Here is a 25,057-nt window from a genome sequence, read left to right on the forward strand (position 1 = left end):
CGGTTACCATGCGGGTATCCATACTGTCCGGCCGCGCGGATATGCATTTCGATTTCGTCGACCTGCGCCTACTCGTACACCTTTCCGATACCCACAACCTGGCGCGCGCGGCCGAACGATCGCATCTGTCGGCGCCCGCGGCCAGCGCGCGCATCCGCAACCTGGAGCGCGACCTGGGATTTCCCCTGCTGTATCGCAGCAGCCAGGGCATGACGCCCACGCCGGCGGGAGAGTCCTTCGTGCACCATGCCCGCCTGGTGCTGGAGCGTGTCCAGCATCTGGCCGGCGACATGCAGGAATACGGCGAGGGCATCAAGGGCCACGTGCGCATCTGGGCCAACACCACCGCCATCAGCGAATTCCTGCCCGACGGGCTGAGCACGTTCCTGCGCGACCATCCCGACGTCAATGTGGACCTGCGGGAGGTGCTGAGCGCCGAGATCGTCAAGGGCGTGGCGGACGGCGCGACCGATATCGGCATCGTCGCGGGCAACGTGCATGCCGGCGCGCTGGAGATGCTGCCCTATCGCGACGACCGCCTGGTGCTGGCGACCTCCATGCAGCATCCGATGGCGCGGCTGGCTTCGGTGGATTTTGCGCAGACCCTGCACGACGACTACGTCAGCCTGACCACGTCCAGCGCGATCCACATGTTCATCGACAACGCAGCACAGGCGCTGGGTAGCCGCATCAAGCTGCGCATCCAGGTGGGGAACTTCGAAGCGGTGTGCCGGATGATAGAGGCCGGGGTCGGCATCGGCGTGGTGCCGGAATCCGTGGCGCGGCGCCATGCGCGCGCCATGAGTCTCGCCATCATTCCCTTGAACGATCCCTGGGCCGAGCGCAAGCTGAAGATCTGCGTGCGCGCGCTCGGCGATCTGCCGCCGTTCGCGCGCGCCCTGGTGGAAAGGCTGATGGCGGACGCGCCGGCGTCGGCCGCTGATCCTACTGCTTCCATTCCGCGTCCTTGAACCAGCGCCGCAGGTGTTCGACGAACAGCCTGACCTTGTAAGGCAGGTGCCGCTTGCTCTGCACGATGGCGTAGATGTCCAGGCCTTCCGGCCGGTATTCCGGCATGACGACCTGCAGCGTGCCGGCTCTCAGCGCGCTCTCCACCATGTAGCGCGGGTGCATGGAAATGCCGTGGCCCAGCTTGGCCATATGCATGATGGATTCGCCCAGGTTGGAATTGAAGGTGCCAGACACGTGCGCCACCTGAGTGTTGTTGCCGGCATCGGTGAAGGTCCACATATTCGTCGGCGCCTTCAGGCTGTGCACCAGGCAGTTGTGCTGCTCCAGGTCCTTGGGCGTGGCGGGCGTGCCGTTCGCCTGCAGGTAGGCGCGCGTGGCGACGATGACCTGCGGCACCACGGTAATCAGGTACGCGATCTGGTTGGTGTCCTTGAGCCGTGGGGCGATGCGCACGGACAGGTCCATGTTCTCCGCGATCAGGTCGCTGCGGCCGTCATCCAGCAGCAGCGATAGCTTGATGGCGGGATAGCGGCGCAGGAACTCGTCGATCGCGGGCGCCAGGTGTACCGCGCCGAAAGACGGCGGCGTGCCCAACCGGATGCGGCCGGTCGGGGTACGTACGGGACCCTGCACCAGTTCCTTCAGGTTGCGCGTCGCCAGCGCCAGCGTATCGGCGTTTTCCAGCAGCAGCCGGCCGCTTTCGGTAAGGCTGACGTGCTTGGTGTTGCGGTTGAACAGCTGCACGCCGAAATAGCTTTCCAGCCAGGCGATCTTCTTGGTGACCGACGAACGGCTGGATGCCCTGCTTTCGGCCGCCTTCGAAAAGCTGAGGCTCCTGCCGACCTCCTGGAAGACCTCCATGCATTCGATCAGGTCCATCGACTGTTTCCAATATGGAAAAAATGATTTCGTTCGCCGGCTCTTATGCGCCAGCCGGGCGCTCACTAAACTGATCCATCCCGAATCGAGAGCCGCTTTCCACCGGCCCGCATCGCATGATCCCCGTCGACTTCGACTACCACCTGTTCGGCACGCACGTACGCTTCGGCGAGGGCGCCGCGCATGCCTTGGGAGACGAGCTGCGCGCGCGTGGATTGAAGCGCCCGGCGGTCCTGACGCAGGATCGGATCGCCAGCGCACCGCCCTACGTCGCCCTGCTGCGCTCGCTGGACGGCATGGCCGTGCTGCAGCGCGCCGGCATCCCGGCACATTCCAGTGTCAGTTTAATAGAAACAATGGCGCCGGAAATCGCGGCTTTCGGCGCCGATTGCCTGGTTGCCGTTGGCGGCGGCAGCGTGGCCGACACGGCGAAGGCCTTGGCCTTGCTGCTGGCGGAAGGCGGACGCCTGGCGGATCATGTGACGGTGTTCCAGCCGCCGTCGACCGTGTACATACCGCGCCGCATCGAAGCCAAGCTGCCCATCATCGCGGTCCCCACCACCGCGTCCGGCGCGGAGACCACGTCTTCCTTCGGCGTGCGGGACGGTGGCCATGACAAGCTGATGTTCTGGAACCGCCAGGTATCGGCCGCGGCGATCCTGATCGATCCTCTGCTGAGCCAGGACGTGCCGCTGGCCACCATGCGCTACACGGCGATGAATGGCGTCGCGCATTGCCTGGAAAGCCTGTATTCGAAAGGCCGGTCCGTCGTGTCCGACGGCATGGCGATGCAGGGTGTGGCGCTGTTCGCCCAGGCCTTGGGCTCGCCCCTGCCTGAAGAGACGGTACAGCGCCGCCTGATCCTGGCCGCTGCCCACGTCTCCGGCATGGCGTTGGCGATGGCGCGCAGCTGCCTGCATCACGCCATCTGCCACGTGGTGGGCGCGCGCCTCAATCTGCCGCACGGCCTGGTCAATACCGTCATCCTGCCGCATGCCCTGCGTTTCAACGAAACCGTGGCCGGGCCATTGCTGGCGCCCGCGCTGGACTGCGTCAATCGTAGCGGCGCGCGGTCCGCGCGCCGCTACGACAGCCTGTCGGATTGGCTGGCGCGGACGGCCGACGACCTGGACTTGCCACGCCGCCTGCGCGACCTGGGTGTCCCGGCGGACGTGCTGCCGGATATTGCCGGGCATGTGATGACGGAGCGAGGCCTGGCGCTCAATCCCCGGCCTGTTGCTGTCGCGAGCGACGTGCTCGCGATCTTGCGGCAGGCCTTCTAGATACAGCAGGAGACAACATGGAAATCGTCGAAAGCGGCGCCACGCTGGGCGCGCGCATCGAAGGCATGGACCTGGCCCGGCCGCTGTCGCCGGAGGCCTATCGCGCGATAGAGCAGGCACTGGGCCGCTACGGCGTCGTGTGCTTTCCGCGCCAGCAGCTGGACGCCGTATCGCTGAAGCGCTTCGCGCGGAACTTCGGCACGCTGGAAGTGAACGTGGCCAATCTTTACCACGAGCCGGATATCCCCGAGGTCATGATCCTGTCGAACATCGTCGAGGACGGCAAGCCGATAGGCCTGAGCGACGCCGGGCAGGACTGGCACACGGATATGTCGTACAGCCGCACCATCGCGTTCAGCAATGTGCTGTATGGCATACGCATTCCGGTGCGCGACGGCCGATCGCTGGGCAATACCGAGTTCTGCAATATGCACGCGGCCTACGATGGCCTGCCGCAGGCCTTGAAGGACGAGCTGGACGGCATGACCGTCACCCACGACTTCAACAAGTTCTGGGAGATGATGCGGCGCGAAAAAGGCAGCACGCGGCCGCCCTTGACGGAGGAGCAGCGCCGCCGCAAACCGCCGGTTTCCCATCCGGTGTTCCTGACGCATCCCATCACCGGCCGCAAGGTGCTGTATGCGAATCCCGGCTATTCGATGCGCATCAACGAAATGACCGAGGCGCGCAGCGCCGAAGTTCTGGCCTTCCTGTTCCAACACCAGCTGCAGGACAAGTACCGCTATCGCCACAACTGGACCGAAGGCGATGTGTTGATGTGGGACAACATGGGCACCATCCATAACGCGGTGGCCGACTACCGGCCCGATGAGCCGCGCCTGATCAAGCGCTGCCAGGTCATGGCGGACAAGTATTTTCCGGAGGCGTTCGCAGGACGGACATGATCGCGCGCTCGGGACGACGAGCGGCGCCACATAAGCGGCCCACGCCGCCTACAACGAGGAGACAGACATGAAGGTACGAGACATGGCCGGCCGGGCACCGGCAGGAGACGCCGTGGCGAAGATGGCCATCGCGGCCGTCTTCGGCATCGCCGCGATGGCCGCGACGAGCGCCGCCGCGCGCGCCGATGACTATCCGTCGCGGCCGATACGCATGGTGGTGGGCTACGCCGCCGGCGGCCCCACCGACGTCATCGCGCGCGTCATGGCCAAGGAGATGACGGAAAGCCTGGGCGCTTCCGTCGTGGTCGAGAACAAGCCGGGCGCCAGCGCGTCGATCGCCGCCACCGATGTGATGCGCGCGCCGCCCGACGGCTACAAGCTGCTGGTCACGTCGCTGACGCTGAACGTGAATCCGCTGCTGTATCCCAAGCGCTATGACTACGATCCGGTGAAGGCGTTCGAACCGGTCACCAACTTCGCCAACAACCCGATGTTGCTGGTCACCCATTACAACTCGCCGTACAAGGACCTGCCCAGCTTGATCGCGGACGCCAAGGCGCATCCCGGCAAGCTGACGTTCGGTTCGTCGGGCGTGGGCGGTTCGGCCCACCTGGCCGCCGAAATGCTGGCGACCGAAGCCGGGATCAAGATGGTCCACGTGCCCTTCAAGGGCAACGGCCCGGCCCTGCAGGAGATGGTGGCGGGGCGCATCAGCTTCATGTTCTACCCCAGCGTGGGCATCGCCAACTATGTCGCCGCCAAGCAGTTGCGCGTGCTGGCCGTGGGCACGGACAAGCCGGAGAAAGACTTTCCCGGCGTCCCCACCATGGACAGCCTGGGCTACAAGGGCTTTGAGCAGGGCGCGCCCTGGGTGGGCATGCTGGCGCCGGCCGGCACGCCCAAGGCCATCGTCGACAAGCTGAACAAGGCGGCCGTGGACGCGCTGGCCAAGCCCGCCGTGCGCGAACAGCTGGCGCAACTGGGCGCCGTGGTGGTCGCAGACAGCCCGGCGCACTTCCGCCAGTTCCTGATCGAGGACAAGGCGCGCTGGGCGGACGTCATCAGGAAGGGCAACGTGACCGCCGACGATTCGGGAAATTGACCATGCGGCCCGGATCCCCTCGCCCCGAGGATGGCGCACCGTGAGCGGCATCGCGCTGGACGATTGCTACTCCGTCGACCGGCTGCGGGCGGCCGCGCGCGCGCGCCTGCCCGCGCCCGTGTTCGACTTCTTCGAAGGCGGCGCGGAAGACGAGGTCACCTTGCGCGACAACGTGGACGCGTTCCGCCGCGTCCGCCTGTTGCCGCGGGTGCTGCGCGATGTGTCGCGGGTCGACCCGAGCGCGATGCTGCTGGGCCGGCGCGCGCAGCTGCCGCTGGCCATCGGGCCCACCGGCGCGGTCGGTTTCGGCTGGCGCGGCGGCGACGTGGCGCTGGCGCGTGCCGCAGCCCGGCTGGAGCTGCCCTACGCGCTATCGACGTCGGCGACGGCGTCCATCGAGGAAATCGCCGAACAGGCGCCGGGCCGGCTCTGGTTCCAGGCTTATATCCTGCAGGACAAGGCCAGGCTGGACGCGTTGATCGGCCGCGCGCTGGCGGCCGGCTATGAAGGCCTGGTCATCACTGTAGACCTGCCCGTGGGCGGCAAGCGCGAGCGCGACCTGGCGCATGGGCTGGGCTTTCCGATGAAGATCACGCCGCGCAATTTCTGGCAGTTCGCGCGTCGTCCTGCGTGGTCGCTGGACATGCTGGTACGCCGGCCGCCCGTCATGCCCAGTCTGGCCGGCATGAAGAAAGTCGAAAGCAACCGCAAGGCCATGCAGTCCGTGGCGGGCCGCAATTACGATCCCGCCTTCGACCTGGCCGCGCTGGCGCGCATCCGCAACCGCTGGCCGCGCATGCTCATCGTCAAGGGCGTGGTGCATCCCGCCGACGTCGACGCCATCGTCGCATTGGGCGCGGACGCCCTGGTGGTGTCCAACCATGGCGGACGCCAGCTCGATACCGGTATCGCCACGCTGGACGCCCTGCCCGCCGTCGTGGCGGCGGCGCGGGGCCGGGTGCCGGTGCTGCTGGATGGCGGCGTGCGGCGCGGCAGCGACGTCTACAAGGCGCTGGCGCTGGGCGCGGCGGGCGTGCTGACGGGGCGCGCGACGCTGTATGGCGTGCTGGCCGGCGGCCAGGCGGGCGTGCAGCGCGCGCTGCACATCCTGGCCGACGAACTGGCGCGCACCATGCAGCTGTGCGGCACGCCGACGTTGGCGGGTATTTCGCGCGATGTCCTGCGCATGCCGGACGCCCTGACCATGCCCTGGGCCGCGTCCGCCCTGGCATGTGCCGAAGCACCGCGGCAGCCGCCGGATGCCGCGCACCGTTACGCCAAGGAGCTGGAATGAACGACACGATCAGCCTGTGCCGCAATCAGGTCATGGGCTTCTTTCGCGACCTGGACGACAATGCCTACGACAGCCTGGTCGGCCGCATGACGCCGGATGGCATATGGCATCGCCAGGGCAAGATCCTGAACGGCCGTGCGGACGTATTGCGGGCACTGTCGGCGCGATCGCCGACCATGCGCATCCATCACCTGATCAGCAACCTGTACGCCGACCAGGCGGACGAGCGGCGCTGCGTCATGCGCGGCTATATGCTGGTGGTGCGCCATGATTCCGGCCGCCCGCTGCAAGGCCCCGCGCCGCTGTCCGGGATCGAGAACATCCGTACGACGCATATCGAGCTGGTGCGCCTGGACGACGCCTGGCTGATCGCCCGCATGCGCAACGACGAACCGAGCTTCGCGATGCAGGCCCAGGCCAGCGAGGCCCAGACCATCACGAGGAACACGCAATGAAGTGGATACGCTATACGCAGGCGGGCCGCACCGGCTACGGCATCCTGGAAGGCGAGCGCATCGCCGCCGTGCGCGGCGATCCCTTCCAGGGATATGAGAAAACCGGCGAAACCGTCCGCCTGGACGACGTGCGCCTGGAAGTACCGGTAGTGCCTCCCACCTTCTACTGCGTGGGCCTGAACTACGTCACGCACATCGGCACCGAAGGCCTGAAGATTCCCACGCAGCCGGACGTGGGCTACCGCGCCAACAACGCGCTGCTGGCGCATGGGCAGGACGTCGTCATGCCCGCCGACGCCACCAAGGTTCATTATGAAGGCGAGCTGGTGGTGGTGATCGGCAAGAAGACGCGCAACGTCAGCGAGGCGGAAGCACGCCGCTGCGTGCTCGGCTACACCATCGGCAACGACGTCAGCGAACGGGTGTGGCAGGGTTCGGACCGCACATTCTGGCGCGCCAAGAACAGCGATACCTTCAAGCCCATGGGGCCTTGGATAGAAACCCAGGCCGATGTGGACGCGATGGAAACCGTGGTGCGGCTGAACGGCGAGGAACGCACGCGGTTTCGCACCGACGATATGCTGTTCGGCATCGACCGGTTCATCAGCACGATGAGCCGTTACCTGACCTTGTACCCCGGCGACATCCTGTGGATGGGGACCGACGGACATTCGCCGGACCTGCGCGACGGCGACGTGGTCGATATCTCCATCACCGGACTGGGCACGTTGACGAATCGCTTCGTACGGGCAAAATAGAAAGCCCCTTCATCCGGAGACCGCCATGCGCGCTGCCCTCTATTCCAGGAACGGACCCGCGCGGGACGTCCTGCAGGTGACCGACCTTCCGACGCCGGAACCCGGCCCGGGGGAAGTGCGAGTGAAGCTCGCCGTCTCCGGCGTGAATCCTTCGGACGTGAAATCCCGCGCCGGCAGCCGTCCGGTGACGCAAGGCTATGTGGTGCCGCACAGCGATGGCGCCGGCGTGATCGACCGCGTGGGCGGCGGCGTGGCGCAGGGCCGGGTGGGCGAACGCGTGTGGATATGGAACGGCCAGTGGCAACGTCCCATGGGCACGGCCGCCGAGTACATCGTCCTGCCTGCGGCCCAGGCGGTGCCCCTGCCCGGGGACGTGAGCTTCGAGGCCGGCGCATGCATGGGCATTCCCGGGCTGACCGCGATGCATGGCGTGATGCTGCTGGGCGACCTGGCGGGCAAGACCGTGCTGGTGACGGGCGGCGCGTCGGGCGTGGGCTACTACGCGGCGCAGATGGCGCGCCTGCGCGGCGCCCGGGTCATCACCACGGTCGGATCCGTGGAAAAGGCGGGCGTGCTGGAAAAGGCCGGCATCGCGGACAACATCCTGTACAAGCAGGAATCCGTGCCGGACCGACTGCTGGAGATGACCGGCGGCCGGGGCGTGGACGCCATCATCGATATGGATTTCTCCACCACCGCGGCCCTGGTGCCGGCGGGCGCGGTGGCGCCGCATGGCGTGATCGCGGTGTACGGGTCGAATCAGCGCGGCGATATCCCCTTGAACTTCGGTGCGTGGCTGCCGCGTTCGCTGGGCCTGCACTTCTACCTGGTCTACGACCTGCTGCCCGAACAGCGGCGGCAGACCGTCGATGCGCTGGATGCGCTCCTGCGCGGGAACGCGCTATCGCATCTGGTGGCGCCTGCGTATGCGCTGGATGACATCGCCGACGCGCACGAAGCGGTGGAGTCGGGACGCATCGTCGGCAACGTGGTGGTGGCCCTGCCGGCGTAGCACCGGTTCAATCGTCGTCCGGCCACATCAGCTTGCCGGCCAGTCCGGAAAACGTCGTGGCGGAGAACTTGGCCATCAGGCGAGACCGGTACATCTCGACCGTGCGAGGGCTCAGGTTGAGTTGCCGCGCGACCATTTTGCTGGTCTGGCCCTCGGCGATCAGCAGCGCGATTTCGCGCTCGCGGTCGCTGAGATCGGGCGTCACGGGATGCCGCGTGCTCAAGTCCTCGAAGGTCCAGATGCACAGCGCCAGCGGTTCGGCCGGCGTCAACGACCGGCCGATCAGCCGGCACCAGAACAGGTCGCCGTCCAGGCGTTTCATGATGCGTTCGCAGGCGTAGACGCCGTGGGCGTTCATCGCCGTCCTGGCGCCGTCGGTGGCGCGCACCGCGTCGCGCCGGGCCGGATACAGCGCGTCGAAGCTGGTTTCGTTCAGCGTGCCCGGGGGATATCGGAAGATTGCTTCCAGGCGCGCGTTCGCCTGTTGGATGATGCGCCAGCGCGCCACGCACAAGCCGGCGGGGGCCAGCATGAAGGCCTGTCGATAATCGAGCTGCGGCTGCACATCCATGCGGCCTCCCGGAATCGCGCCGGCGCGGCGCGTAAGCCGAAATCTACGCCACTAGTCGCCGGTCGTGATATGCGCCTTCTGTATGATTTCTCGCGCCGTTTCGATCTCGCGGCCCAGGAATTTGGCGTAGTCGTCCGCCGTTCCGCCGACGGGTTCGAAGCCCAGGTCGACGATGTGGCGGGCGACGTCGGGCGTCTTCAGGCGGGCACCGAAGCCGGCGGCCAGCTTGCGGATCACCGCGTCGGGCACACCCTTGGGCGCGATCACGCCATAGGAGATCACGCCGGCCACTTCGGGTACGCCCGCTTCCGCGAATGTCGGAACATCGGGCAGCGAGGCGAGTCGGTGCGCGCCGGTCACCGCCAGGGCGCGGAGCCGGCCGGATTGGATATGCGGCAGCACGGTGGAGGGCGCGGAGAAATTGACCTGGGTTTCGCCGGCCACCACCGCCATGACCGAAGGCGCGCCGCCGCGGTAAGGCACGTGGACCAGGCCCGCGCCCGTCACCATGTTGAACTGTTCGCCCGCCAGGTGCAGCGCCGTGCCGTTGCCGGCGGAGCTGAAATTGAAGCGCCCGGGATGGGCCTTGGCCATCGCGACCAACTCGGCGACGCTGCGAGCCGGCACGTCCTTGTTCACCGACAGCACGATGGGGGACGTGGCCGCCAGGATCACCGCGCGAAAATCCTTGCGCGTGTCATACGGCAGCTTGCTGCCCAGCAAGGTCGCGTTGATGGGAAACGCGCTGTCCACCACGCCCAGGGTATAGCCGTTCGGCTGCGCCGTGGCGACGACGTTGGTGCCGGCGACCGATGCGCCGCCGGCGCGGTTTTCAACGATGATGCGATCGCCCAGGCCGCCGCCCGGGGTGCTGGCCAGCAGGCGGGCGATGACATCGGAAGCGCCGCCCGGCGCATAGGGGACGACGATGCGTATCGGCTGGGCCGGGAAATCGTCGGCGGCATGCGCGGGCGCGCCGGCCGCGGCGGATAGCGCCAGGGCGGCGCCGAGCAGAGCGGTACGCGGAATCATCGCGGGTCTCCTGGTGGGTGTCGGGCTATTCCGTCGCGGCGTACGCGCGCAGGACGTCGGGGTCCGGTTCGAAGCCCAGGCCGGGCACGTCCGGCACCTGGACCATGCCGTCGCACGGCAGCGTGACGCCGCCGGACAATTCGACGGGCATGTCGCAATAGAAGCGTTCGAGTATCGGCGGCGTCTTCAAGGTGGCCAGCACATGCATCGTCGCCAGCAGGCCGGGCCCGAAGTACGCGCTGTGCGGCATCAGGCGGATGTCGCGCGCGCCGGCGTCGCGCGCGATTTCCAGCAGCGCCGTGATGCCGCCGGTCTTGATGGCGCTGGGCTGCGCGTAGGCGATGCCCGTACTGTCCAGCACACGCCGGAACTCGACGGGATTGCCGACGTTCTCTCCCATCGCCAGCGGGATGTCGATGCGGCGCGACAGCTCCGCCATGGCGCTGTAGTCGTCGACCGGGAACAGCGGCTCTTCCAGCCACATGGGATCGAAGGCGGCGACGTCGTGCGCGAACCGTTCGGCCGCCGGCAGGTCGAACGGGCAGTTCAGGTCCACCATGAGACCGATGTCCGCGCCGATCGCGGCGCGCGATTCGCGTACGGATGGGACGTCGCGTTCGTGCAGTTTCACGTACCGGTAGCCTTGATCCACGGCGCGCGCGGCATGGCGCGAGGCCAGCTTCGGATCGCGGTAAGGCAGCAGGCTGGCGTAGACGGGCATCCGCGCGTTGCGCAGGGGGCCGATCAGCGCGTGCACCGGGCGCTGGACGGCCTTGGCGGCGATGTCCCACAGGGCGATGTCGATCGCCGATATCGCATATTGCAGCGGGCCCGCGCGGCCGAAGTGGTAGAGGGTGCGATCGAGCTTGTCGATGACGTCCTCGCGCCGCAGCGCGTCCTCGCCGACGCACAGCGGCGCGACCAGGCGATCGATCAGCAGGCGGGTGACGGGCCAGATACGTACGCCGAACGCGTCGCCCCAGCCGACGATGCCGTCTTCCGTGGTGACCTTGACCAGCAGGCTTTCCATGTTGGTCCGCGGTCTGCCTCCCAGGGGCAAGGGCGGCGCCCCGCTGTCGTAGGGGATGGCGATCGGCAACGTTTCTATGGATGCTATTTTCATGGTCTTGCCTTCAGGCCGTGACGACTGCGTGGTGTCCCAGGTAGTTTTCCAACGCGTCGGGGTTGGCGTCGATGCCGATGCCGGGCGCGTCGTCGAGCACGATGCGGCCTTGCGCCGGCGCGGGAAAGCCGGGCGCGCCCAGGGTGCGCAAGGGGTTCGGATTGGCGTCGAGTTCCAGCACGCCGTCGCCGCCGGCGGCGCACAGCACGTGGGCGGCCAGCGCGGCGCCGATATGCGAGCCGAAGGCATGCGGGCAATAGCGCTTGCCGCGCGCCAGCGTCTCGCGCGCCAGCGGCAAGACCTGGCTGACGCCGCCCCATTTGCCCAGGTCGGGCTGGACCACGTCCAGCCACTCGAAGGCGGCGCGGAAGGCATCCACGCCCAGCAGGTTTTCGCCACCCGCCAAGGGATGGCTGGCGGCGCGCAGGGTTCGCCATTCCTGCGCCGGCCGCTCGGGACCGATGGGTTCTTCTACCCATTGCAGCGGCAAGCCGCGGATGCGTTCCAGCGCCCGGCTGGCGCTGTCGACGTTCCAGCCGCAGTTGGCGTCGATCATGGCGCTTTCATCGCCGTCCAGGCCCTGCACCGTGCGGCGCAGGTCGTCCAGCGCGCCCTCGTCCTGGAAGCCGGCCTTGAACTTGAACGCGCGAAAGCCGCGCTCACGCAGATCGTCCAGCGCCTGCCGCGACAATGACGGCGACACGCCGCTGGCGTACACCGGCAGGGCGCGCGGCTGTCCGCCCAGCAAGCGGTACAGCGGCATGCCGCGCACGCGCGCCGCCAGGTCCCACAGCGCGCAGTCCAGGCCCGCCAGCACGTGGGCGATGGGGCCGGGCTCGCCGGCAAGGCGCAGCATGGGAATCATCGCGGCGTGGAGCGCTTCCTGCAGCGCGGGGATGTCGGCGATCTTCCTGCCGATCACGCGGGGCGCCACCAGTTTTTCCAGGATGGCGGCGCGGTGGTAGGCGCCGAAGGGCGGATGGCCGCTCCATATCTCGCCCCAGCCGTGGTGCCCGGATGCATCCCGCACCCTGAGCAGCGCCGAGGTGCGTTGCGTCGACGTTCCGAAGGAGGACTTCACGGCGGGCGGTGCGTCGTCCTGGAAGACGTAGACCTCGATGCGGTCGACCTGGAGAGAGTCGCCGTCTGGCACGGCGGCGGGCAGGGCCGCGGACATAGGGTGGGAATGCGGGTCGGGAGACATCTGTGATCCTGCGGTGCGATGTGATGCGATGCGGTGCTATGTGGCGCCATGCAGTGCGTTGCCGTGCCAACGGGGTGCCATGCGGGGTGCTATGCGGGGCGTGGGGAAGGTCGCCGCGGGCTCACCGGTTGGTGAGCCCCGGTGAGCGCGCCACCACATCGGCCCACAGTCGCGACTGGGCCTGCCATTCCTTCTGGAAGTCGGCGCTGGAACCGCCGCCCGGCTCCAGGCCGCCGCCACGCAGCGCGGCCTGGATGTCGGGCACGGCCAGCGCGCGGTTCATCGCGGCATTCAGGCGGTCGACGCGATCGGCCGGTACGCCGACGCGGGCGAACATGCCGGCCCAGGACGATATTTCCATGCCTGGCACGCCGGCTTGCGCCATGGTCGGCACGTCGGGAAAGGCGGCCGAGCGCGCGCGGCCGGTGGTGGCCAGGCGCTTGACGCGCCCGGAACTGACGAAGGGTTCGGTGACCGCCTGCGTTTCGATCAACATGTCGGCGTTGCCGGACGCCACCCCCAGCGCCGCCGCCGGACTGCCGTTGAACGGCACCTGGTAGATGTCCGCCCCGGTCTGCTGCTTCAGGACTTCGGTGGCGAGCTGCGCGGCGCTGCCCGGGCCGCTGTTGGCCGCGACCAGCGCACCGGGTTTCTGGCGTGCGCGGGCGATCAGGGCCGCCATGGAATCGATGCCGCTATCGCTGCGCACGACCAGGAAGAAGTCGGTCGAGTACATCTTGCCGACGGCCTTCAGGTCCTTCAGGACGTCGACGGCCTGGCGCGGATAGACGTGGGGATTGATGGCCATGGTGCTGCCGGCGGCCACCAGCACGGTGTAGCCGTCGGCGGGGTTCTTCAGCACCTCCTGCGCCGCGATCTGGCCATTGGCGCCCGGGCGGTTCTCGATCACGACCGGCTGGCCCAGGGCCTGCGCCATCGATTGGGCGATCGCGCGAGCACCGGTGTCCGGCGTGGAACCGGCGGGCGAGGCGATCACCAGCGTGATGGGGCGTGTGGGGAAGTCCTGTCCCGCGGCGTGGACGCTTGCCACGCACGCCGTCAGACAGGCCACGACGAAAAGCAGTCGGCGCATGGTTGTCTCCAGTGCCGGGACGTCGCGTGCCTGGGGATCGGCGCGTCGCGTTCCGGTCGACTATCGGTCGATCGTAGGCCGATCGGGCATGGATGGTCTAATACCAAAATGATCCTGCGCGATACGTGCGGCGTTTCACCCCAACGGCGCGCGGGACGGCATGCATTGCAACCTTGGAAGGGTGATCGGAACGCCATGTCGACGCGCGCATCCAGCCTGGACCTGAGGATGGTCCAGCAATTCCTGGCGGTGGCCGAGACGCTGAGCTTTCGCAAGGCGGCGGAACAGATGCATATGGCGCAGCCGCCCTTGAGCCAGGCCATCATGCGCCTGGAGTCCCTGGTCCAGGCCAGGCTGTTCGAGCGGTCGCCGCGCGGCGTACGCCTGACGCCCGCCGGCGAGGTCTTCAAGCTGGAGGCCGCGCGGCTGCTGAACCAGGCCGACCGCGCGCTGGAGCGGACGCGGCGCGCGGGACGCGGCGAACTGGGCACGGTGCACGTGGGCTTCATCGGGCCGGCGATGATCGCGCTGCTGCCCAAGGTGATCCGGGCGTTCCGCGAACGCTACGCGGGGGTCGAGCTGGCGCTGCACGAAGGGAGCTCGATGCAGGTGGCGGGGATGATCCATTCGGATACCGTGGACATCGGATTCCTGGTGACGCCGGCGGAGCTGGAGCCGGACGTGATGACCGAGGTCATCGCCGTGGATACGCTGATGGCGATGCTGCCGGCCGGCCATCGCCTGGGCGGCGCGGCGAGCATCAGGCTGGAGGACCTGGCCGACGATGCCTTCGTGATGTTCTCCGCGCAGGGCGTGCCGACCTTGTCGTCGCGCATTGCCGTCCTGTGCCGGCAGTCCGGGTTCGAGCCGCGCATCGTGCAGGAGGCCGTGCAGATATCGACGGTGCTGGGCCTGGTGGCCGGCGGCCTGGGCGTGGCGATCCTGCCCGGGTCGATAGGGGGCTTGGCCGCCACCGGCGCGGTGGTCTGCAAACCCCTGGTCGCGGATGCGGCGTCGCTGCGCGTGCAGATATGCGCCGCCTATCGCGCGGAGCGGCTGAGCGAAGCCGCGCGGACGTTCCTGGTGACGGCGCGCGCCTGCGCGGGCAGTGCCTGATCGGATCAGTGCGCCGCGCTTGCGGGCACCAGCACCAGCCGGCCCTGCGCCGTGCGTGCTTCCAGCTGGCGCAGCGCGTCCTGTACCTGCGCCAGCGGCATCACCGTCGCGCGCGGCGCGGCCAGTTGGCCCGCCTCGTACAGGCGGAAGATCTCCTGGATGCAATGGCGCATTTCGTCGGGCGCCTTCTTGCGGTAGTCGCTGACCTGCACGCCGCTGACTTCCATATTCTTCAGCATGACGTAGTTGACCTTCAGCGTCGGGATGCGGCCCGCGGCGAAGCCGATGACGACATAGCGGCCGCGCCATGCCACCGCGCGGATGGCGGCGTCGAAGATATCGCCGCCCAGCGGGTCCAGCACGATGTCCGCGCCCGCGCCGCCGGTCGCGGCGTGGACCTGGGCGCGCAGGCCGTCGCGCAGGTCGGCAACCGAAAGGTCGATCACGGCGTCGGCGCCCGCGCGCAGCACGGTATCGGCCTTGGCGGGGCTGCTGACGGCGGCCAGCACGCGCAGTCCATAGGCCTTGGCCAACTGGATCGCGGCCATGCCCACGGCGCCCGTGGCGCCCAGTATCAGCGCGGTGTCGCCCGGCTTGGCGCGGCCGCGCTCGCACAGGGCGAACCAGGCCGTATCGAAGCCCAGCGACATCGCCGCGGCGTCGATGAAGGACAAGCCATCGGGCAGACGGAAGCAGCCGGTCGCCGCGACGGCGATCTTTTCGGCATAGCCACCATGTTCGGCCAGCGTCAGCACACGATCGCCGGGCCGCAGTCCCGTCACGCCGGCGCCGATGGCGCTGACGATGCCGGTGGGCAGCTTGCCCGGCGAAAACGGCCTGGGAGGCAGGAACTGGTATTTGCCGGCGACGACCAGCGTATCGACGAAGTTCGCCGCGATGGCCTGGATATCGACGACGACCTGGCCGGCCTGCGGAACGGGATCGTCGACGGTTTCCATGCGCAATTGGTCGATCGCGCCGAATTCCCTGAGGATAGCTGCCTGCATGGTGCGGGTCCTTTAAGATGCGGCGCGCGTTCAGGCGCCGCCGCGCGGGTCCAGGGTGCTGAAGGTGCCGCGCCCCACCGCGCAAGGCGCGGCGCCGGGCGCGTGCGCGACTTCGACGTCGGCACGGGCGATGGCGCGCCCGAGCCGCAGGACTTTGGCGGTGGCGTACAGGTCGGCGCCGGGGGCCGGCTTCAGGTAGTCGATGCGCAGGTCCACCGTGGGCGCCATGCGGCCGATCCGCACGGCGATGGCGGCGTGCGCGGCCATGTCGATCAGCGCCGCGATCACGCCGCCATGGATGTTGTCCGATCCCGCCGCGCGGCGCAGCGCGGGACTGTACGGCAGGCGGATCACCACCACGCCCGTTTCGGCGTCCGCCGACACGGCTTCCGGATTGAGCAGCGCGTGGAAGGGCGGGTGCGCCAGTTCATGGCGCAGCCGCTCCAGGACAGTGTCGGCGGGCGCGTTCATGGCACTCTCCATCGCACTCACTTGGCGGGCGCCGCGCTGGCGCCTTCCTTCGCCTGCCAGCGAACGGGGCTGGGCGTCAGGCGGCCCGCCTTGACGTCTTCCACCAGGTCGCGCTTGAAGATCTTGCCGCTGGCGGTCAGCGGGATTTCGGGCAGCTCGATGTAGTACTCGGGCATGTCGTAGCGCGACAGGCCGGAAGCGTCCAGATGCGCGAGCATGGCCTCGCCCGTCAGGCTGGCGCCCGGCTTCAGCATGACCGCCAGGCAGACCTTTTCGCCCAGCCGCGTGTCGGGCACGGGCAGTACCGCGGCGCGCGCGACCGCGGCATGCTGCATGGCGAGGTTCTCGATGCGGGCGGGATAGATGTTGTGGCCGCCGCGGATGATCAGGTCCTTCTTGCGGCCGGTAATGACCAGGTAGCCATCCGCGTCCAGCCGCCCGACGTCGCCGGTCATGAACCAGCCGTGCGAGTTGAAGGCGCTTTCCGTGGCTTTCTGGTTATCGAAGTAGCCGAGCATCAGGCTGGCGCCGCGGCCGCCGATCTGGCCGGTCTCGCCGATCGGGACTTCCTGGTCGGGGTCGTCGGTGGACCAGATTTTGATTTCGTAGCTGGCGCAGGCGCGGCCGGAGGTTTCGATGATGCGGCGCGGGTCGTCGTTCGGCAGCGTGTAGTGATGGGAGCAGGCTTCCGTCATGCCGTAGCCGCTTTGCGGCATGACGCCGTAGCGCAGCAGTTCGGCGACGACGTCCTTGGGGGCCGAGGCGCCGGAAATGCGGAAGCCTTGCAGCGCGCCGACGCGCGACAGGCCGCGGGCCTTGAGTTCGGCCAGCAGGTCGACGGCATGGGTGGGCACGCCGAACAGGAAGGTCGCGCCGGTATCGAGCAGGCGATCGAGCACGCTGGCGCCGCGCGGCAGGTCGTGCACGACCAGTTCGCCGCCGGTGGCCAATGCGCTGATCAAGGCGCCCAGGCCCAGGTTGTGGCTGAGCGGGCTCATGGTGTAGATGACGGAGCGGGGGCCGAAGAACCAGTCCTTGGCGATCTCGCGGGCGTTGGCCAGCAGCGTGTTGTCGCTGTGCATGACGCCCTTGGGGGCGCCGGTCGTGCCGGACGTGAAGGCCAGATAGACCAGCCGGTTCGGTTCGGTGGACCAGGCGTCTGGCGACGTGGAATCGGGCGCGGCGGCGAACGGCATGGCGTCGGCCGGCCTGTCCTTGACCGGCGGCAGGCTGATCACATGGCGCAGGGTCGGCAGGCGCTCCAGCATGGCGAAGATGTCGTTGCGGCCGGCATCGGCGCCGTAGCCTGTTTCGCCGATGAAGGCGGCGGCGCTGACGCTTTCCATCAAGGCCAGGACATCGGCGGCCGTATGGTCGCGATGCAGCGACGGGCAGCAGGCGTAGGCGTTGCGCGAGCAGGCTAGCAGCGCGATCGCGGTTTCCACACGGCTGGACATCCAGACGCCGACGCGCTGGCCGGCGCGCACGCCGGCGGCCTGCAAGGTGGCTGCCAGGCGGTCCGCCGCGGCGATCAGTTCGGCATAGGTCAGACGCACGCCCTGGTCGCGCACCGCGCAGGCGTCGGGCGCGGACTGCGCGTGGCGCCTGGCCGCCATGTATATCGTTTCGTCCCGCCAGAAACCTGCTTCATGGAACGCCGCCATCCGCTCGGCGCTCAGCAGGGTCAGTACGGTGTTGATGGAAGGCTTGGTCAAGGATCGCTCCGTGCAACGCAGGCGCCGTGGGCGGTTTCGCATGCGCTACGTGAAAATCGGGAAAAGTTTCTTTTTTTGTACTGGCTGGGCGCGACAGGCGGCCGGCACGCGCCGGTCGCCTGCCGCGCCGGTCGTGTCAGCGTGAAGAGCCGCCGAACCATCCGCGGATCATGTTCCACAGGGACGACATGATCAGCGAGAAGCCGCTGATGGGTTTGGCGGGCTTGGCCGGCGGCCGCGGCGTGCGCGGGCCGGTCGCCGGCGCCAGGCCCGGCGGCATGCCGCCGGTGCCGCCTGCTGGCGGCGTTGCCGCCGCGGCTTGTGCGGCACCGGCCGCGCCGTTCAATTCACCCGCCTGGCGGCTTTGGGATATCTGCGCTTCCAGGTTCTTGGAGAACTGCGAAATGATCTGGTTGGCCACCGTCTGGATCATGCCCACGCCGCGGCCGTACTGCGCCACCGCGCCCGACAGCGTCAGGTCGGTATCGATGATCACCTTGGAGCCCTTGGCGCTGGGCTGCAGCCCGAAGCGGATGGTGGTGTTGGCATTGCCGCGACCCTTGGCGTCGGCGCCGCTGGCCTTGATACGAGCGGTATGCGCGGTGTTGTCGACTTCCTCGAACACCGCGTTGCACAGGAAGGACAGCGCCACGGGCCCCAGCTTGACGGCGACCTTGCCCTTGAAGGTCTTGTCGTCGACGATTTCCACCAGCTCGGCGCCCGGCATGCAGGGCACGATGCTTTCGATGTCCATCAGGATCGGCCATGCCTGATCGGGAGGCAGCGATACTTCGAAGTTGTTGCTGAATTGCATGGCGGTTGTCCTCCCCGGGGGCGCCGTGCGGCGCTGGTCAAATTTGAGGCAGTGTAGCAGGTCTATGCCAAATTAAGTACAAGTACCAAAAATAATACAAACGCGTCAGATCGGCTGGCGCTCGGACCGCAGCATGCGCGCCGCCTCGCGCGCCGCGATATGCCGGCGCACGTCCAGCGGCTTGATCGGCAGGCGCGTCACGAAGCCCGGCGCGCCCAGGGCGTCGTCCACGGCCGCGGCGATGGCGGCGCCGGCCGCGTTGGTGCCGCCCTCTCCCGCGCCCTTCAAGCCCATGGGATTGAGCGGGCTGGGCGCGTCTTCCGTGATCAGCACGTCGACCGGCGGCATTTCATGCGCGGTGACCATGACGTAATCCGCGAAGGTGGTCGACAGGGGCTGGCCGTCCGCGTCGTAGGTGAATTCCTCGAAGAGCGCACCGCCTATGCCTTGCGCCAAACCGCCGACGATCTGGCCTTCGATCAGCATGGGGTTGACCGCGCGGCCCACGTCGTAGGCCACCAGGTATTTTTCCAGGCGCACCTGGCCGGTGTCGGCGTCGATGCACACCTGCGCGGCATGCACGCCATAGGGATAGTTCATGTGGTCGCTGTAGAACCAGCCTTCGGCGGACAGGCCCGGCTCGTGGCCGTCGCTGGTGCGCGAGCCGGGATGCAGATAGCGCGCGACTTCGTCCAGGCCGATGCCGCGGCCCTGCGCGTCGTCGGCGCGGCGGATGCGGCCGTCCGCCATCGTCAGGTCGGCCGGCGTGGCGTCCAGCAACTTGGCGGCGACATCCAGGGCCTTGGCGCGTACCTTGCGCGCGGCGATCTGCGTCGCCGAGCCGGACATTACGGTGACCCGGGACGCGTGCGCGCCGTTGCCGAATTCGATCAGGTCGGTGCGCCCGTGGATCACGCGCACGCGGCGATAGTCCACGCCCAGTTCCTGCGCGCAGATCTGCGCCAGCGCGGTTTCCATGCCCTGGCCGACCGAACCCGCGCCGGTGACCAGCTCGATCGCGCCGCTGACGTCCACCGTCAGCCGCACCATGTCGGAAGGACCCAGGCCGGATTTCTCGACGAACATCGCCAGGCCCAGGCCCACGCATTGGCCGCTCGCGCGGCGGCGCGCCAGGTCTTCGCGCAGGCGGGGCCAATCCAGCCGCGCCAGCGTCTTGTCGATCAGGCCATCGTAGTCGCCGGAATCCAGCACCACGTCGGTACCCAGCGCGTCCAGCGGGCGCGCGTAAGGCATTTCGTCGGCCTTGATCAGGTTGCGGCGGCGCGCTTCGACCGGATCGATGCCGACGCGCTGCGCGATCGCGTCCATCAGGCGTTCGCGTACGAAGGTGGTTTCGTAGCGGCCCGGCGAGCGATAGGTGGCGGCGGGCGTTTTGTTGACCAGGCGATAGTGGCCCGCGACCTGATAGGCGGGCACGCGGTAGGGCCCCAGCAGCAGGCCGGCCGACATGTCGGCGACGCGCGCGCCGTGCGTGCGCGTATAGGCGCCCTGCGCGTGGAAGAAAGTATTGCGTATGCCGAGTATGCGGCCGTCCGCGTCGACGGCGGCTTCGACCTGATGGCGCTGCTCGCGCGAATGGTTGGTCGCCATCAGGTTTTCGCGGCGGTCTTCGATCCACTTCACGGCCCGGCGCAGGCGCAGCGCGGCCAGGCAGACCAGCACGTCTTCGGGATAGATTTCGCCGCGCACGCCGAAGCCGCCGCCGACGTGGCCTTCGTACAGATGGAAACTGCTGGGGCTGCGGCCCAGCATCTTGGCCATTTCATCGCGATTCCAGTGCGATTTCTTGGCGGCCCCGTACATTTCCAGGATGTCGCGGGCGGCGTCGTAGCGCGCCACGGCGCCGCGGCATTCCAGCGGCACGCCGGAATGGCGGCCCACCGAAAGATCCAGCGCGACGACCGCATGCGCGGCGGCGAAGGCGGCGGCGACGTCGCCATAGCCCTTGCGGATGACGGTGGGTTCCGTATTCAGGCCCGGCAGGAATTCGCCCGGTTCGTCATGCGCGGCCAGGATGGGCGGCAGCGGCTCGATCTGGACGTCCACCAGGTCCGCCGCGTCTTCCGCGACGTAAGGGCTGTCGGCGAAGACGACGGCGACGGGTTCGCCCACGTAGCGCACGCGCTGCTGCGCCAGGATGGGCTGGCAATAGGGCTCCAGGCCCGTGACCTTGGTGGCGCGAAAAGGAATCGGCGGGATATCCGCCACGTCGGCGCCCGTCCAGGCCGCGACCACGCCGCGCAGCGCCACGGCGGCCGTGGTATCGATGGCGACGATGCGGCCATGCGCGGTCTGCGCGCGCACCACCCGCATATGCAGCTGGCGTGGAAAGTTCACGTCGCCGGCGAAGCAGGCTTCGCCGCGCACCAGCGGGGGGTCTTCCAGGCGCGAGACCGAACGGCCGACGATGCGTTCGCCGGTCGCAGGCGCATCGACGCGGGGCTCATCGTATACGTGGGCGCTCATGGCTCAGTCTCCGGAAGACGCGGCGTGCGCCGCCATGGCGGCGCGGGCGGCCCGTACGGCGGCCAGGATGTTCTGGTAGCCGGTGCAGCGGCACAGGTTCGACGACAGTACGTCCAGCAGTTCGTCGTCGCTGATGTCGGGATTGCGCTCCAGCGCGCCCGTCGCCAGCATCAGGAAGCCCGGCGTGCAGAAACCGCATTGCAGCGCGTGATGATCCATGAAGGCCTGCTGCATGGGATGGAATTCCGGCTCTTGGGCCAGGCCTTCCACCGTGCGGATGCAGCTGCCTTGCGCCTGGACGGCGAACATCAGGCAGGACCGCACGGGCTCGCCGTCGACCAGCACGGTACAGGCGCCGCATACGCCGTGCTCGCAGCCGATGTGCGTGCCCGTCTGGCCGCAGTCGTCGCGTATGGCGTCCACCAGGGTCTTGCGGGACTCCACCCGCACAGGATATTCGGCGCCATTGATGTTCAGCACCACGTCGTGCCGAGGGTCGTCGGTCTCGTCCCAATCTTTCATCGATATCCCCTGCTATGCCTGCGATGCGGCCGTGGCGGCGTGCGCCTGCGCCAGCGCACGGCGCACGACGGCGCGTACGAGGTCGCGGCGATAGGCGCGTTCGTCGTCGCCGGCGTCGGTGGGCTCGCACTCCACCGCCGCGGCTTCGGCGGCGCGCGCGAACGTGTCGCTGTCCGGCGCTTCACCTTCCAGGCAGGCCTGCGCCGCCTGCATGCGCCGCGGCCGGTCTTCCACGCCGCCCACGCCGATGCGCACATTGCGCATCAGTCCGTCGCGGATTTCATAGGTGGCCAGCGCCATGGCCTGCGCGAAGTCGCCGGCGCGCCGGCTGTATTCATGGAAGCCGAAACGCGTGTCCATGGCCAGCACCGGCAGGCTGGCGCTGACCAGCAACTCGTCCGGCGCCAGCGCGGTCGCCATATAGCCGTGGAAGAAGTCGATCGCGTCGATGTGCCGCGTGCCGCGCAGGCTGCGGGCTTCCAGCACCGCATCCAGCGTGGCCGCCACCAGGCACCATTCGGACGCGGGATCGGCGTTGGCGATGCTGCCGCAGAACGTGCCGCGCGTGCGTATCGGCAGGTGGGCGATATGGTGCACCACCGTGGCCAGCAGACGGCCCAGCGGCCCGGGCTCCGGCGCCTGGTGGAAATCGGCATGGCGCACGCAGGCGCCGATGCGCAGCCGGCCTTCGTGGACGGCCAGGCTGCGCAGTTCTTCTATGCGGTTGATGTCCACCAGATACGCCGGACGCGCCAGGCGCAGCGCCATGGCGGGGACCAGGGTCTGGCCGCCGGCCAGGACCCGGCCGTCCTGCTCGCAGACGTCGGCCAGGATCATCACCGCCTGGTCCACGGAGGTCGGCTCGTAGTGCACGAATCTGCTCGGTTTCATGGCCGGTTTACCCCTGTGGCTGGTGTCCGGTTGAGGACGTGCGGTGTTATATTTATGGAATTATAACTATTTTTGGTACGGTCGGCCGCGCGGCCGGCCCGGCGCGGGCGCGCAGGTCCGCAACCCCTGGCTTCGGCCGCCCGAACAGAACCGGAGAATTCGCCATGCTGCTGCCTTCCCATGATCGCTATCCCTATCGCGCCATCGGCGCGCGCAAAGACTACAGCTGGCCCGAAGGCAAGCGCATCGCGATGCACATCGGCTTGAACATCGAGATCTTCGCCTTCGGCACGGGGCTCAGCCACAACCTGACCGTGCCGCTGCCGGCGCCCGACCAGCGCGCCTTCGCCTGGACCGATTATGGCAACCGTATCGGCGTCTGGCGCATCCTGGACATGCTGGACGAACTGGGACTGCCCGCCTCGCACCTGTGCAACACCGAGATCTTCAAATACTGCCCGGAACTTATCGCGCCGATCAAGGCGCGCGGCGACGAGTTCATCGGCCATGGCCGCACCAATGCCGAACGCCACGGCACCATGTGGGAAGCGGACGAAGCCCGCTTCCTGGCCGAGGTGCGCGACGCCATCCTCGAGCATACCGGCCAGGAAGTGCGCGGCTGGATGGCGCCCTGGATGTCGCATAGCCGCCATACGCCCGACCTGCTGCAGGAAGCCGGCTACAAGTTCCTGATGGACTGGCCCGCCGACGACCAGCCCATCTGGATGAAGACCCGCGGCGGCCGCATCATGTCGGTGCCCTATCCGCTGGAGCTCAACGACTCTCCGCAGATGCTGGTGCGGCATCACACGCCGGACCAGTTCAGCCAGATGATCATCGACCAGTTCGAAGAAATGCTGGACCAGAGCGCCAAGCAGCCGCTGGTCTTCGGCGTCGCGCTGCACACCATGGTCACCGGCCAGCCCTATCGCCTGCGCGCCATGCGGCGCGCGCTGAAGTACATCGCCGAGCACCCGCGCCGCAACGAAGTCTGGTTCACGCGGCCGGGCGCGATCTACGACCATTGCCTGAATCTGCCCGAAGGAACGATGTAGGCGGGAGCGGGCCATTGCCCGCCCCGCGGACCCATGCGGCGCCCCATGCGACGTCATGTTGCATGGGTGGGCAACCTAGTCCAGCGACACGTTCGCCTTCTTCACGATCGCGTCGAAGCTGGCGAAATTCTTCACCGTGCGATCGGTGAATTCGGCGGGCGTCGTGTACTGCACTTCCAGCCCCTGCGATTCCAGCATCGTCTTCAGGTCGGGACGCTGCAGCGCCGACTCGATGGCCTTGGAAAGCGCAGCGACCACGTCCGGCGGCGTATTCTTCGGCGCGTAGAAGCCGAACAGGTTTTCCGCGCTGAAGTTCTTCACGCCGGCCTCGGTGATGGTGGGCACGTCGGGCAGCATGGGCAGGCGATGGTCGCCGGCCACCGCCAGCACGCGGACGGCGCCGCTCTTCATATGCGGTACCGCCGCGGGCGCGCTCAGGAACATCATGCTGGAGTTTCCGGAGATCAGGTCCATCAAGGCCTGCGATCCGCCGCGATAGGGTACGTGCGTGATCTGCACACCGGTGGTGATCATCAGCAGCTCGCCTTCCAGATGCGACAAGGTGCCGATGCCGATCGATGCGAAGTTGTGCTTGCCGGGCTCGCGCTTGAACAGCTCGATCAGCTGCTGCAGGTTCTGCGGCGCGGACTTCGCCGGCACCACCAGGATGTGCGGCGCCAGCGCCACGCCCGCCACGGCGGCGAAATCGTCGCGCAGGTTCACCGATGGCGGCGCCTTGGACGCGGCCTTGAAGATCGCCGAATCGGTGGTGCAGCCGAACAGGATGGTGTAGCCGTCCGCCGGCGCGTGCGACACCACCGACATCCCGATGAGTCCGCTGCCGCCGGTGCGGTTTTCCACCACGACGGATTGCTTCATCGTTTCCGAGATCCGCTGCCCGATGCTGCGGGCCAGCGTGTCGGTCGCGCCGCCGACCGGATACGGCACGACGATGGTGATCGGCCGGTCGGGAAAGGCGGCATGCGCCGGCGCGACCGGCGCCACGGCGGCAATCGCGCCAGCCAGGACCAATGAACTCAACGACAGCATGCGGCGGGCGTGGCCAGCCAGGCGCCGCGCTTTGGCGATGCTATTCGGAAGGGTGATGCCGCCGGTGGCGGGCCGGCGATGAGGCGTGGCGGACATGGGTTACCTGACGGGAGAAGGAGGCTGTCGAAGCCCGGACGCTCGGCGGCTGCCGAAACGGGTATTAGTGCAACTGTTGGGATTTTTCCCGATTTTGGTACGTGACGGTACGTGGGAATACCCTAGCCGGGTCGGGGCCCGGCGATTGGG

The 25,057-nt window shown here is 68.0% G+C and carries 24 protein-coding genes; 10 read left to right on the forward strand and 14 right to left on the reverse strand.

Annotation, left to right across the window (positions count from 1 at the left end):
* Window positions 1-41: 41 nt before the first annotated feature.
* On the forward strand, window positions 42-971 hold the full coding sequence (locus tag CAL26_RS26920; protein ID WP_094850109.1) for a LysR family transcriptional regulator: 930 nt from the start codon (window positions 42-44) through the stop codon (window positions 969-971).
* Here CAL26_RS26920 and CAL26_RS26925 read toward each other — a convergent pair.
* Window positions 946-1,851: a LysR family transcriptional regulator gene (locus CAL26_RS26925; RefSeq protein WP_094849635.1), complete on the reverse strand. Its 906-nt coding sequence runs from the start codon at window positions 1,849-1,851 to the stop codon at window positions 946-948. The genes CAL26_RS26920 and CAL26_RS26925 overlap by 26 nt on opposite strands.
* A 116-nt stretch (window positions 1,852-1,967) precedes the next feature.
* Here CAL26_RS26925 and CAL26_RS26930 point away from each other — a divergent pair, with 116 nt between their 5' ends.
* From CAL26_RS26930 to CAL26_RS26960, 7 genes are all read left to right on the forward strand, one after another.
* Complete coding sequence (locus CAL26_RS26930) at window positions 1,968-3,134, forward strand: iron-containing alcohol dehydrogenase family protein (RefSeq protein WP_094849636.1); 1,167 nt, start codon at window positions 1,968-1,970, stop codon at window positions 3,132-3,134.
* Window positions 3,135-3,151: 17 nt separating this feature from the next.
* Window positions 3,152-4,039 (forward strand): TauD/TfdA dioxygenase family protein, encoded by an 888-nt coding sequence (locus tag CAL26_RS26935; protein WP_094849637.1) that lies wholly within the window; start codon window positions 3,152-3,154, stop codon window positions 4,037-4,039.
* A gap of 67 nt (window positions 4,040-4,106) precedes the next feature.
* Window positions 4,107-5,141 (forward strand): Bug family tripartite tricarboxylate transporter substrate binding protein, encoded by a 1,035-nt coding sequence (locus CAL26_RS26940; protein ID WP_306437110.1) that lies wholly within the window; start codon window positions 4,107-4,109, stop codon window positions 5,139-5,141.
* 40 nt (window positions 5,142-5,181) lie between these two features.
* Complete coding sequence (locus tag CAL26_RS26945) at window positions 5,182-6,435, forward strand: alpha-hydroxy acid oxidase (RefSeq protein WP_256988601.1); 1,254 nt, start codon at window positions 5,182-5,184, stop codon at window positions 6,433-6,435.
* A complete protein-coding gene (locus tag CAL26_RS26950) occupies window positions 6,432-6,890 on the forward strand; it encodes a nuclear transport factor 2 family protein (protein ID WP_094849638.1) in 459 nt (152 codons plus the stop codon). Before CAL26_RS26945 ends, CAL26_RS26950 begins: the two co-directional genes overlap by 4 nt.
* Window positions 6,887-7,648 carry a fumarylacetoacetate hydrolase family protein gene (locus tag CAL26_RS26955; protein WP_094849639.1) on the forward strand — a complete coding sequence of 254 codons (762 nt, stop codon included), beginning with the start codon at window positions 6,887-6,889 and terminating at the stop codon, window positions 7,646-7,648. The genes CAL26_RS26950 and CAL26_RS26955 overlap by 4 nt, the downstream gene beginning before the upstream one ends.
* Window positions 7,649-7,673: 25 nt before the next feature.
* The gene (locus tag CAL26_RS26960; RefSeq protein WP_094849640.1) at window positions 7,674-8,660 is read left to right on the forward strand and encodes an NADPH:quinone reductase; all 987 of its coding nucleotides are present in this window, start codon (window positions 7,674-7,676) and stop codon (window positions 8,658-8,660) included.
* Between the two features lie 7 nt (window positions 8,661-8,667).
* Here CAL26_RS26960 and CAL26_RS26965 read toward each other — a convergent pair whose 3' ends face one another.
* The 5 genes from CAL26_RS26965 to CAL26_RS26985 form a co-directional block, all read right to left on the reverse strand.
* Complete coding sequence (locus tag CAL26_RS26965) at window positions 8,668-9,231, reverse strand: helix-turn-helix domain-containing protein (RefSeq protein WP_094849641.1); 564 nt, start codon at window positions 9,229-9,231, stop codon at window positions 8,668-8,670.
* Window positions 9,232-9,282: 51 nt separating this feature from the next.
* Entirely contained in the window at window positions 9,283-10,263 is a 981-nt protein-coding gene (locus CAL26_RS26970) for a Bug family tripartite tricarboxylate transporter substrate binding protein (RefSeq protein ID WP_094849642.1), read from the reverse strand.
* 25 nt (window positions 10,264-10,288) lie between these two features.
* Window positions 10,289-11,386, reverse strand: a complete 1,098-nt coding sequence (locus CAL26_RS26975) for a mandelate racemase/muconate lactonizing enzyme family protein (protein WP_094849643.1) — start codon at window positions 11,384-11,386, stop codon at window positions 10,289-10,291.
* 10 nt (window positions 11,387-11,396) lie between these two features.
* Entirely contained in the window at window positions 11,397-12,563 is a 1,167-nt protein-coding gene (locus CAL26_RS26980; protein WP_179283495.1) for a mandelate racemase/muconate lactonizing enzyme family protein, read from the reverse strand.
* Window positions 12,564-12,711: 148 nt separating this feature from the next.
* Entirely contained in the window at window positions 12,712-13,683 is a 972-nt protein-coding gene (locus CAL26_RS26985) for a Bug family tripartite tricarboxylate transporter substrate binding protein (protein WP_094849645.1), read from the reverse strand.
* Between the two features lie 195 nt (window positions 13,684-13,878).
* On the opposite strand from CAL26_RS26985, the gene CAL26_RS26990 reads away from it, so the two are divergent.
* Window positions 13,879-14,799 (forward strand): LysR family transcriptional regulator, encoded by a 921-nt coding sequence (locus tag CAL26_RS26990; RefSeq protein ID WP_179283496.1) that lies wholly within the window; start codon window positions 13,879-13,881, stop codon window positions 14,797-14,799.
* Window positions 14,800-14,804: 5 nt separating this feature from the next.
* On the opposite strand, the gene CAL26_RS26995 is transcribed toward CAL26_RS26990, so the two are convergent.
* The 7 genes from CAL26_RS26995 to CAL26_RS27025 form a co-directional block, all read right to left on the reverse strand.
* Window positions 14,805-15,806, reverse strand: a complete 1,002-nt coding sequence (locus tag CAL26_RS26995; RefSeq protein WP_094849647.1) for an NADPH:quinone oxidoreductase family protein — start codon at window positions 15,804-15,806, stop codon at window positions 14,805-14,807.
* A gap of 30 nt (window positions 15,807-15,836) precedes the next feature.
* Window positions 15,837-16,277 (reverse strand): PaaI family thioesterase, encoded by a 441-nt coding sequence (locus CAL26_RS27000; protein WP_179283497.1) that lies wholly within the window; start codon window positions 16,275-16,277, stop codon window positions 15,837-15,839.
* Between the two features lie 17 nt (window positions 16,278-16,294).
* A complete protein-coding gene (locus CAL26_RS27005; RefSeq protein WP_256988604.1) occupies window positions 16,295-17,992 on the reverse strand; it encodes a class I adenylate-forming enzyme family protein in 1,698 nt (565 codons plus the stop codon).
* Between the two features lie 136 nt (window positions 17,993-18,128).
* Window positions 18,129-18,806, reverse strand: a complete 678-nt coding sequence (locus CAL26_RS27010; protein ID WP_094849649.1) for an SRPBCC family protein — start codon at window positions 18,804-18,806, stop codon at window positions 18,129-18,131.
* A 105-nt stretch (window positions 18,807-18,911) separates the two neighbouring features.
* Window positions 18,912-21,293, reverse strand: a complete 2,382-nt coding sequence (locus CAL26_RS27015) for a xanthine dehydrogenase family protein molybdopterin-binding subunit (RefSeq protein ID WP_094849650.1) — start codon at window positions 21,291-21,293, stop codon at window positions 18,912-18,914.
* A 3-nt stretch (window positions 21,294-21,296) separates the two neighbouring features.
* Window positions 21,297-21,815 carry a (2Fe-2S)-binding protein gene (locus CAL26_RS27020; protein WP_094849651.1) on the reverse strand — a complete coding sequence of 173 codons (519 nt, stop codon included), beginning with the start codon at window positions 21,813-21,815 and terminating at the stop codon, window positions 21,297-21,299.
* Between the two features lie 12 nt (window positions 21,816-21,827).
* The gene (locus CAL26_RS27025) at window positions 21,828-22,706 is read right to left on the reverse strand and encodes an FAD binding domain-containing protein (protein ID WP_094849652.1); all 879 of its coding nucleotides are present in this window, start codon (window positions 22,704-22,706) and stop codon (window positions 21,828-21,830) included.
* Window positions 22,707-22,870: 164 nt separating this feature from the next.
* Here CAL26_RS27025 and CAL26_RS27030 point away from each other — a divergent pair, with 164 nt between their 5' ends.
* On the forward strand, window positions 22,871-23,761 hold the full coding sequence (locus CAL26_RS27030) for a polysaccharide deacetylase family protein (protein WP_094849653.1): 891 nt from the start codon (window positions 22,871-22,873) through the stop codon (window positions 23,759-23,761).
* A gap of 75 nt (window positions 23,762-23,836) precedes the next feature.
* Here the strand turns inward: CAL26_RS27030 and CAL26_RS27035 are convergent, their stop codons facing one another.
* Window positions 23,837-24,907, reverse strand: a complete 1,071-nt coding sequence (locus CAL26_RS27035; RefSeq protein ID WP_094849654.1) for a Bug family tripartite tricarboxylate transporter substrate binding protein — start codon at window positions 24,905-24,907, stop codon at window positions 23,837-23,839.
* Window positions 24,908-25,057: the final 150 nt, after the last annotated feature.

This window comes from Bordetella genomosp. 9 (genome assembly GCF_002261425.1).
GTDB lineage: Bacteria > Pseudomonadota > Gammaproteobacteria > Burkholderiales > Burkholderiaceae_B > Bordetella_C.

Bases quoted from the DNA above. Each gene is read 5' to 3' on its own strand.
- CAL26_RS26955 (WP_094849639.1), top strand. From the start codon at position 6,887: ATGAAGTGGATACGCTATACGCAGGCGGGCCGCACCGGCTACGGCATC.
- CAL26_RS26925 (WP_094849635.1), bottom strand. From the start codon at position 1,851: ATGGACCTGATCGAATGCATGGAGGTCTTCCAGGAGGTCGGCAGGAGC.
- CAL26_RS26950 (WP_094849638.1), top strand. From the start codon at position 6,432: ATGAACGACACGATCAGCCTGTGCCGCAATCAGGTCATGGGCTTCTTT.
- CAL26_RS26980 (WP_179283495.1), bottom strand. From the start codon at position 12,563: ATGTCCGCGGCCCTGCCCGCCGCCGTGCCAGACGGCGACTCTCTCCAG.
- CAL26_RS27020 (WP_094849651.1), bottom strand. From the start codon at position 21,815: ATGAAAGATTGGGACGAGACCGACGACCCTCGGCACGACGTGGTGCTG.
- CAL26_RS26920 (WP_094850109.1), top strand. From the start codon at position 42: ATGCATTTCGATTTCGTCGACCTGCGCCTACTCGTACACCTTTCCGAT.
- CAL26_RS27015 (WP_094849650.1), bottom strand. From the start codon at position 21,293: ATGAGCGCCCACGTATACGATGAGCCCCGCGTCGATGCGCCTGCGACC.
- CAL26_RS27010 (WP_094849649.1), bottom strand. From the start codon at position 18,806: ATGCAATTCAGCAACAACTTCGAAGTATCGCTGCCTCCCGATCAGGCA.
- CAL26_RS26935 (WP_094849637.1), top strand. From the start codon at position 3,152: ATGGAAATCGTCGAAAGCGGCGCCACGCTGGGCGCGCGCATCGAAGGC.
- CAL26_RS27035 (WP_094849654.1), bottom strand. From the start codon at position 24,907: ATGTCCGCCACGCCTCATCGCCGGCCCGCCACCGGCGGCATCACCCTT.
- CAL26_RS27030 (WP_094849653.1), top strand. From the start codon at position 22,871: ATGCTGCTGCCTTCCCATGATCGCTATCCCTATCGCGCCATCGGCGCG.
- CAL26_RS26990 (WP_179283496.1), top strand. From the start codon at position 13,879: ATGTCGACGCGCGCATCCAGCCTGGACCTGAGGATGGTCCAGCAATTC.
- CAL26_RS27000 (WP_179283497.1), bottom strand. From the start codon at position 16,277: ATGAACGCGCCCGCCGACACTGTCCTGGAGCGGCTGCGCCATGAACTG.
- CAL26_RS26970 (WP_094849642.1), bottom strand. From the start codon at position 10,263: ATGATTCCGCGTACCGCTCTGCTCGGCGCCGCCCTGGCGCTATCCGCC.
- CAL26_RS26985 (WP_094849645.1), bottom strand. From the start codon at position 13,683: ATGCGCCGACTGCTTTTCGTCGTGGCCTGTCTGACGGCGTGCGTGGCA.
- CAL26_RS26960 (WP_094849640.1), top strand. From the start codon at position 7,674: ATGCGCGCTGCCCTCTATTCCAGGAACGGACCCGCGCGGGACGTCCTG.
- CAL26_RS26995 (WP_094849647.1), bottom strand. From the start codon at position 15,806: ATGCAGGCAGCTATCCTCAGGGAATTCGGCGCGATCGACCAATTGCGC.
- CAL26_RS27025 (WP_094849652.1), bottom strand. From the start codon at position 22,706: ATGAAACCGAGCAGATTCGTGCACTACGAGCCGACCTCCGTGGACCAG.
- CAL26_RS26930 (WP_094849636.1), top strand. From the start codon at position 1,968: ATGATCCCCGTCGACTTCGACTACCACCTGTTCGGCACGCACGTACGC.
- CAL26_RS26965 (WP_094849641.1), bottom strand. From the start codon at position 9,231: ATGGATGTGCAGCCGCAGCTCGATTATCGACAGGCCTTCATGCTGGCC.
- CAL26_RS26975 (WP_094849643.1), bottom strand. From the start codon at position 11,386: ATGAAAATAGCATCCATAGAAACGTTGCCGATCGCCATCCCCTACGAC.
- CAL26_RS26940 (WP_306437110.1), top strand. From the start codon at position 4,107: ATGAAGGTACGAGACATGGCCGGCCGGGCACCGGCAGGAGACGCCGTG.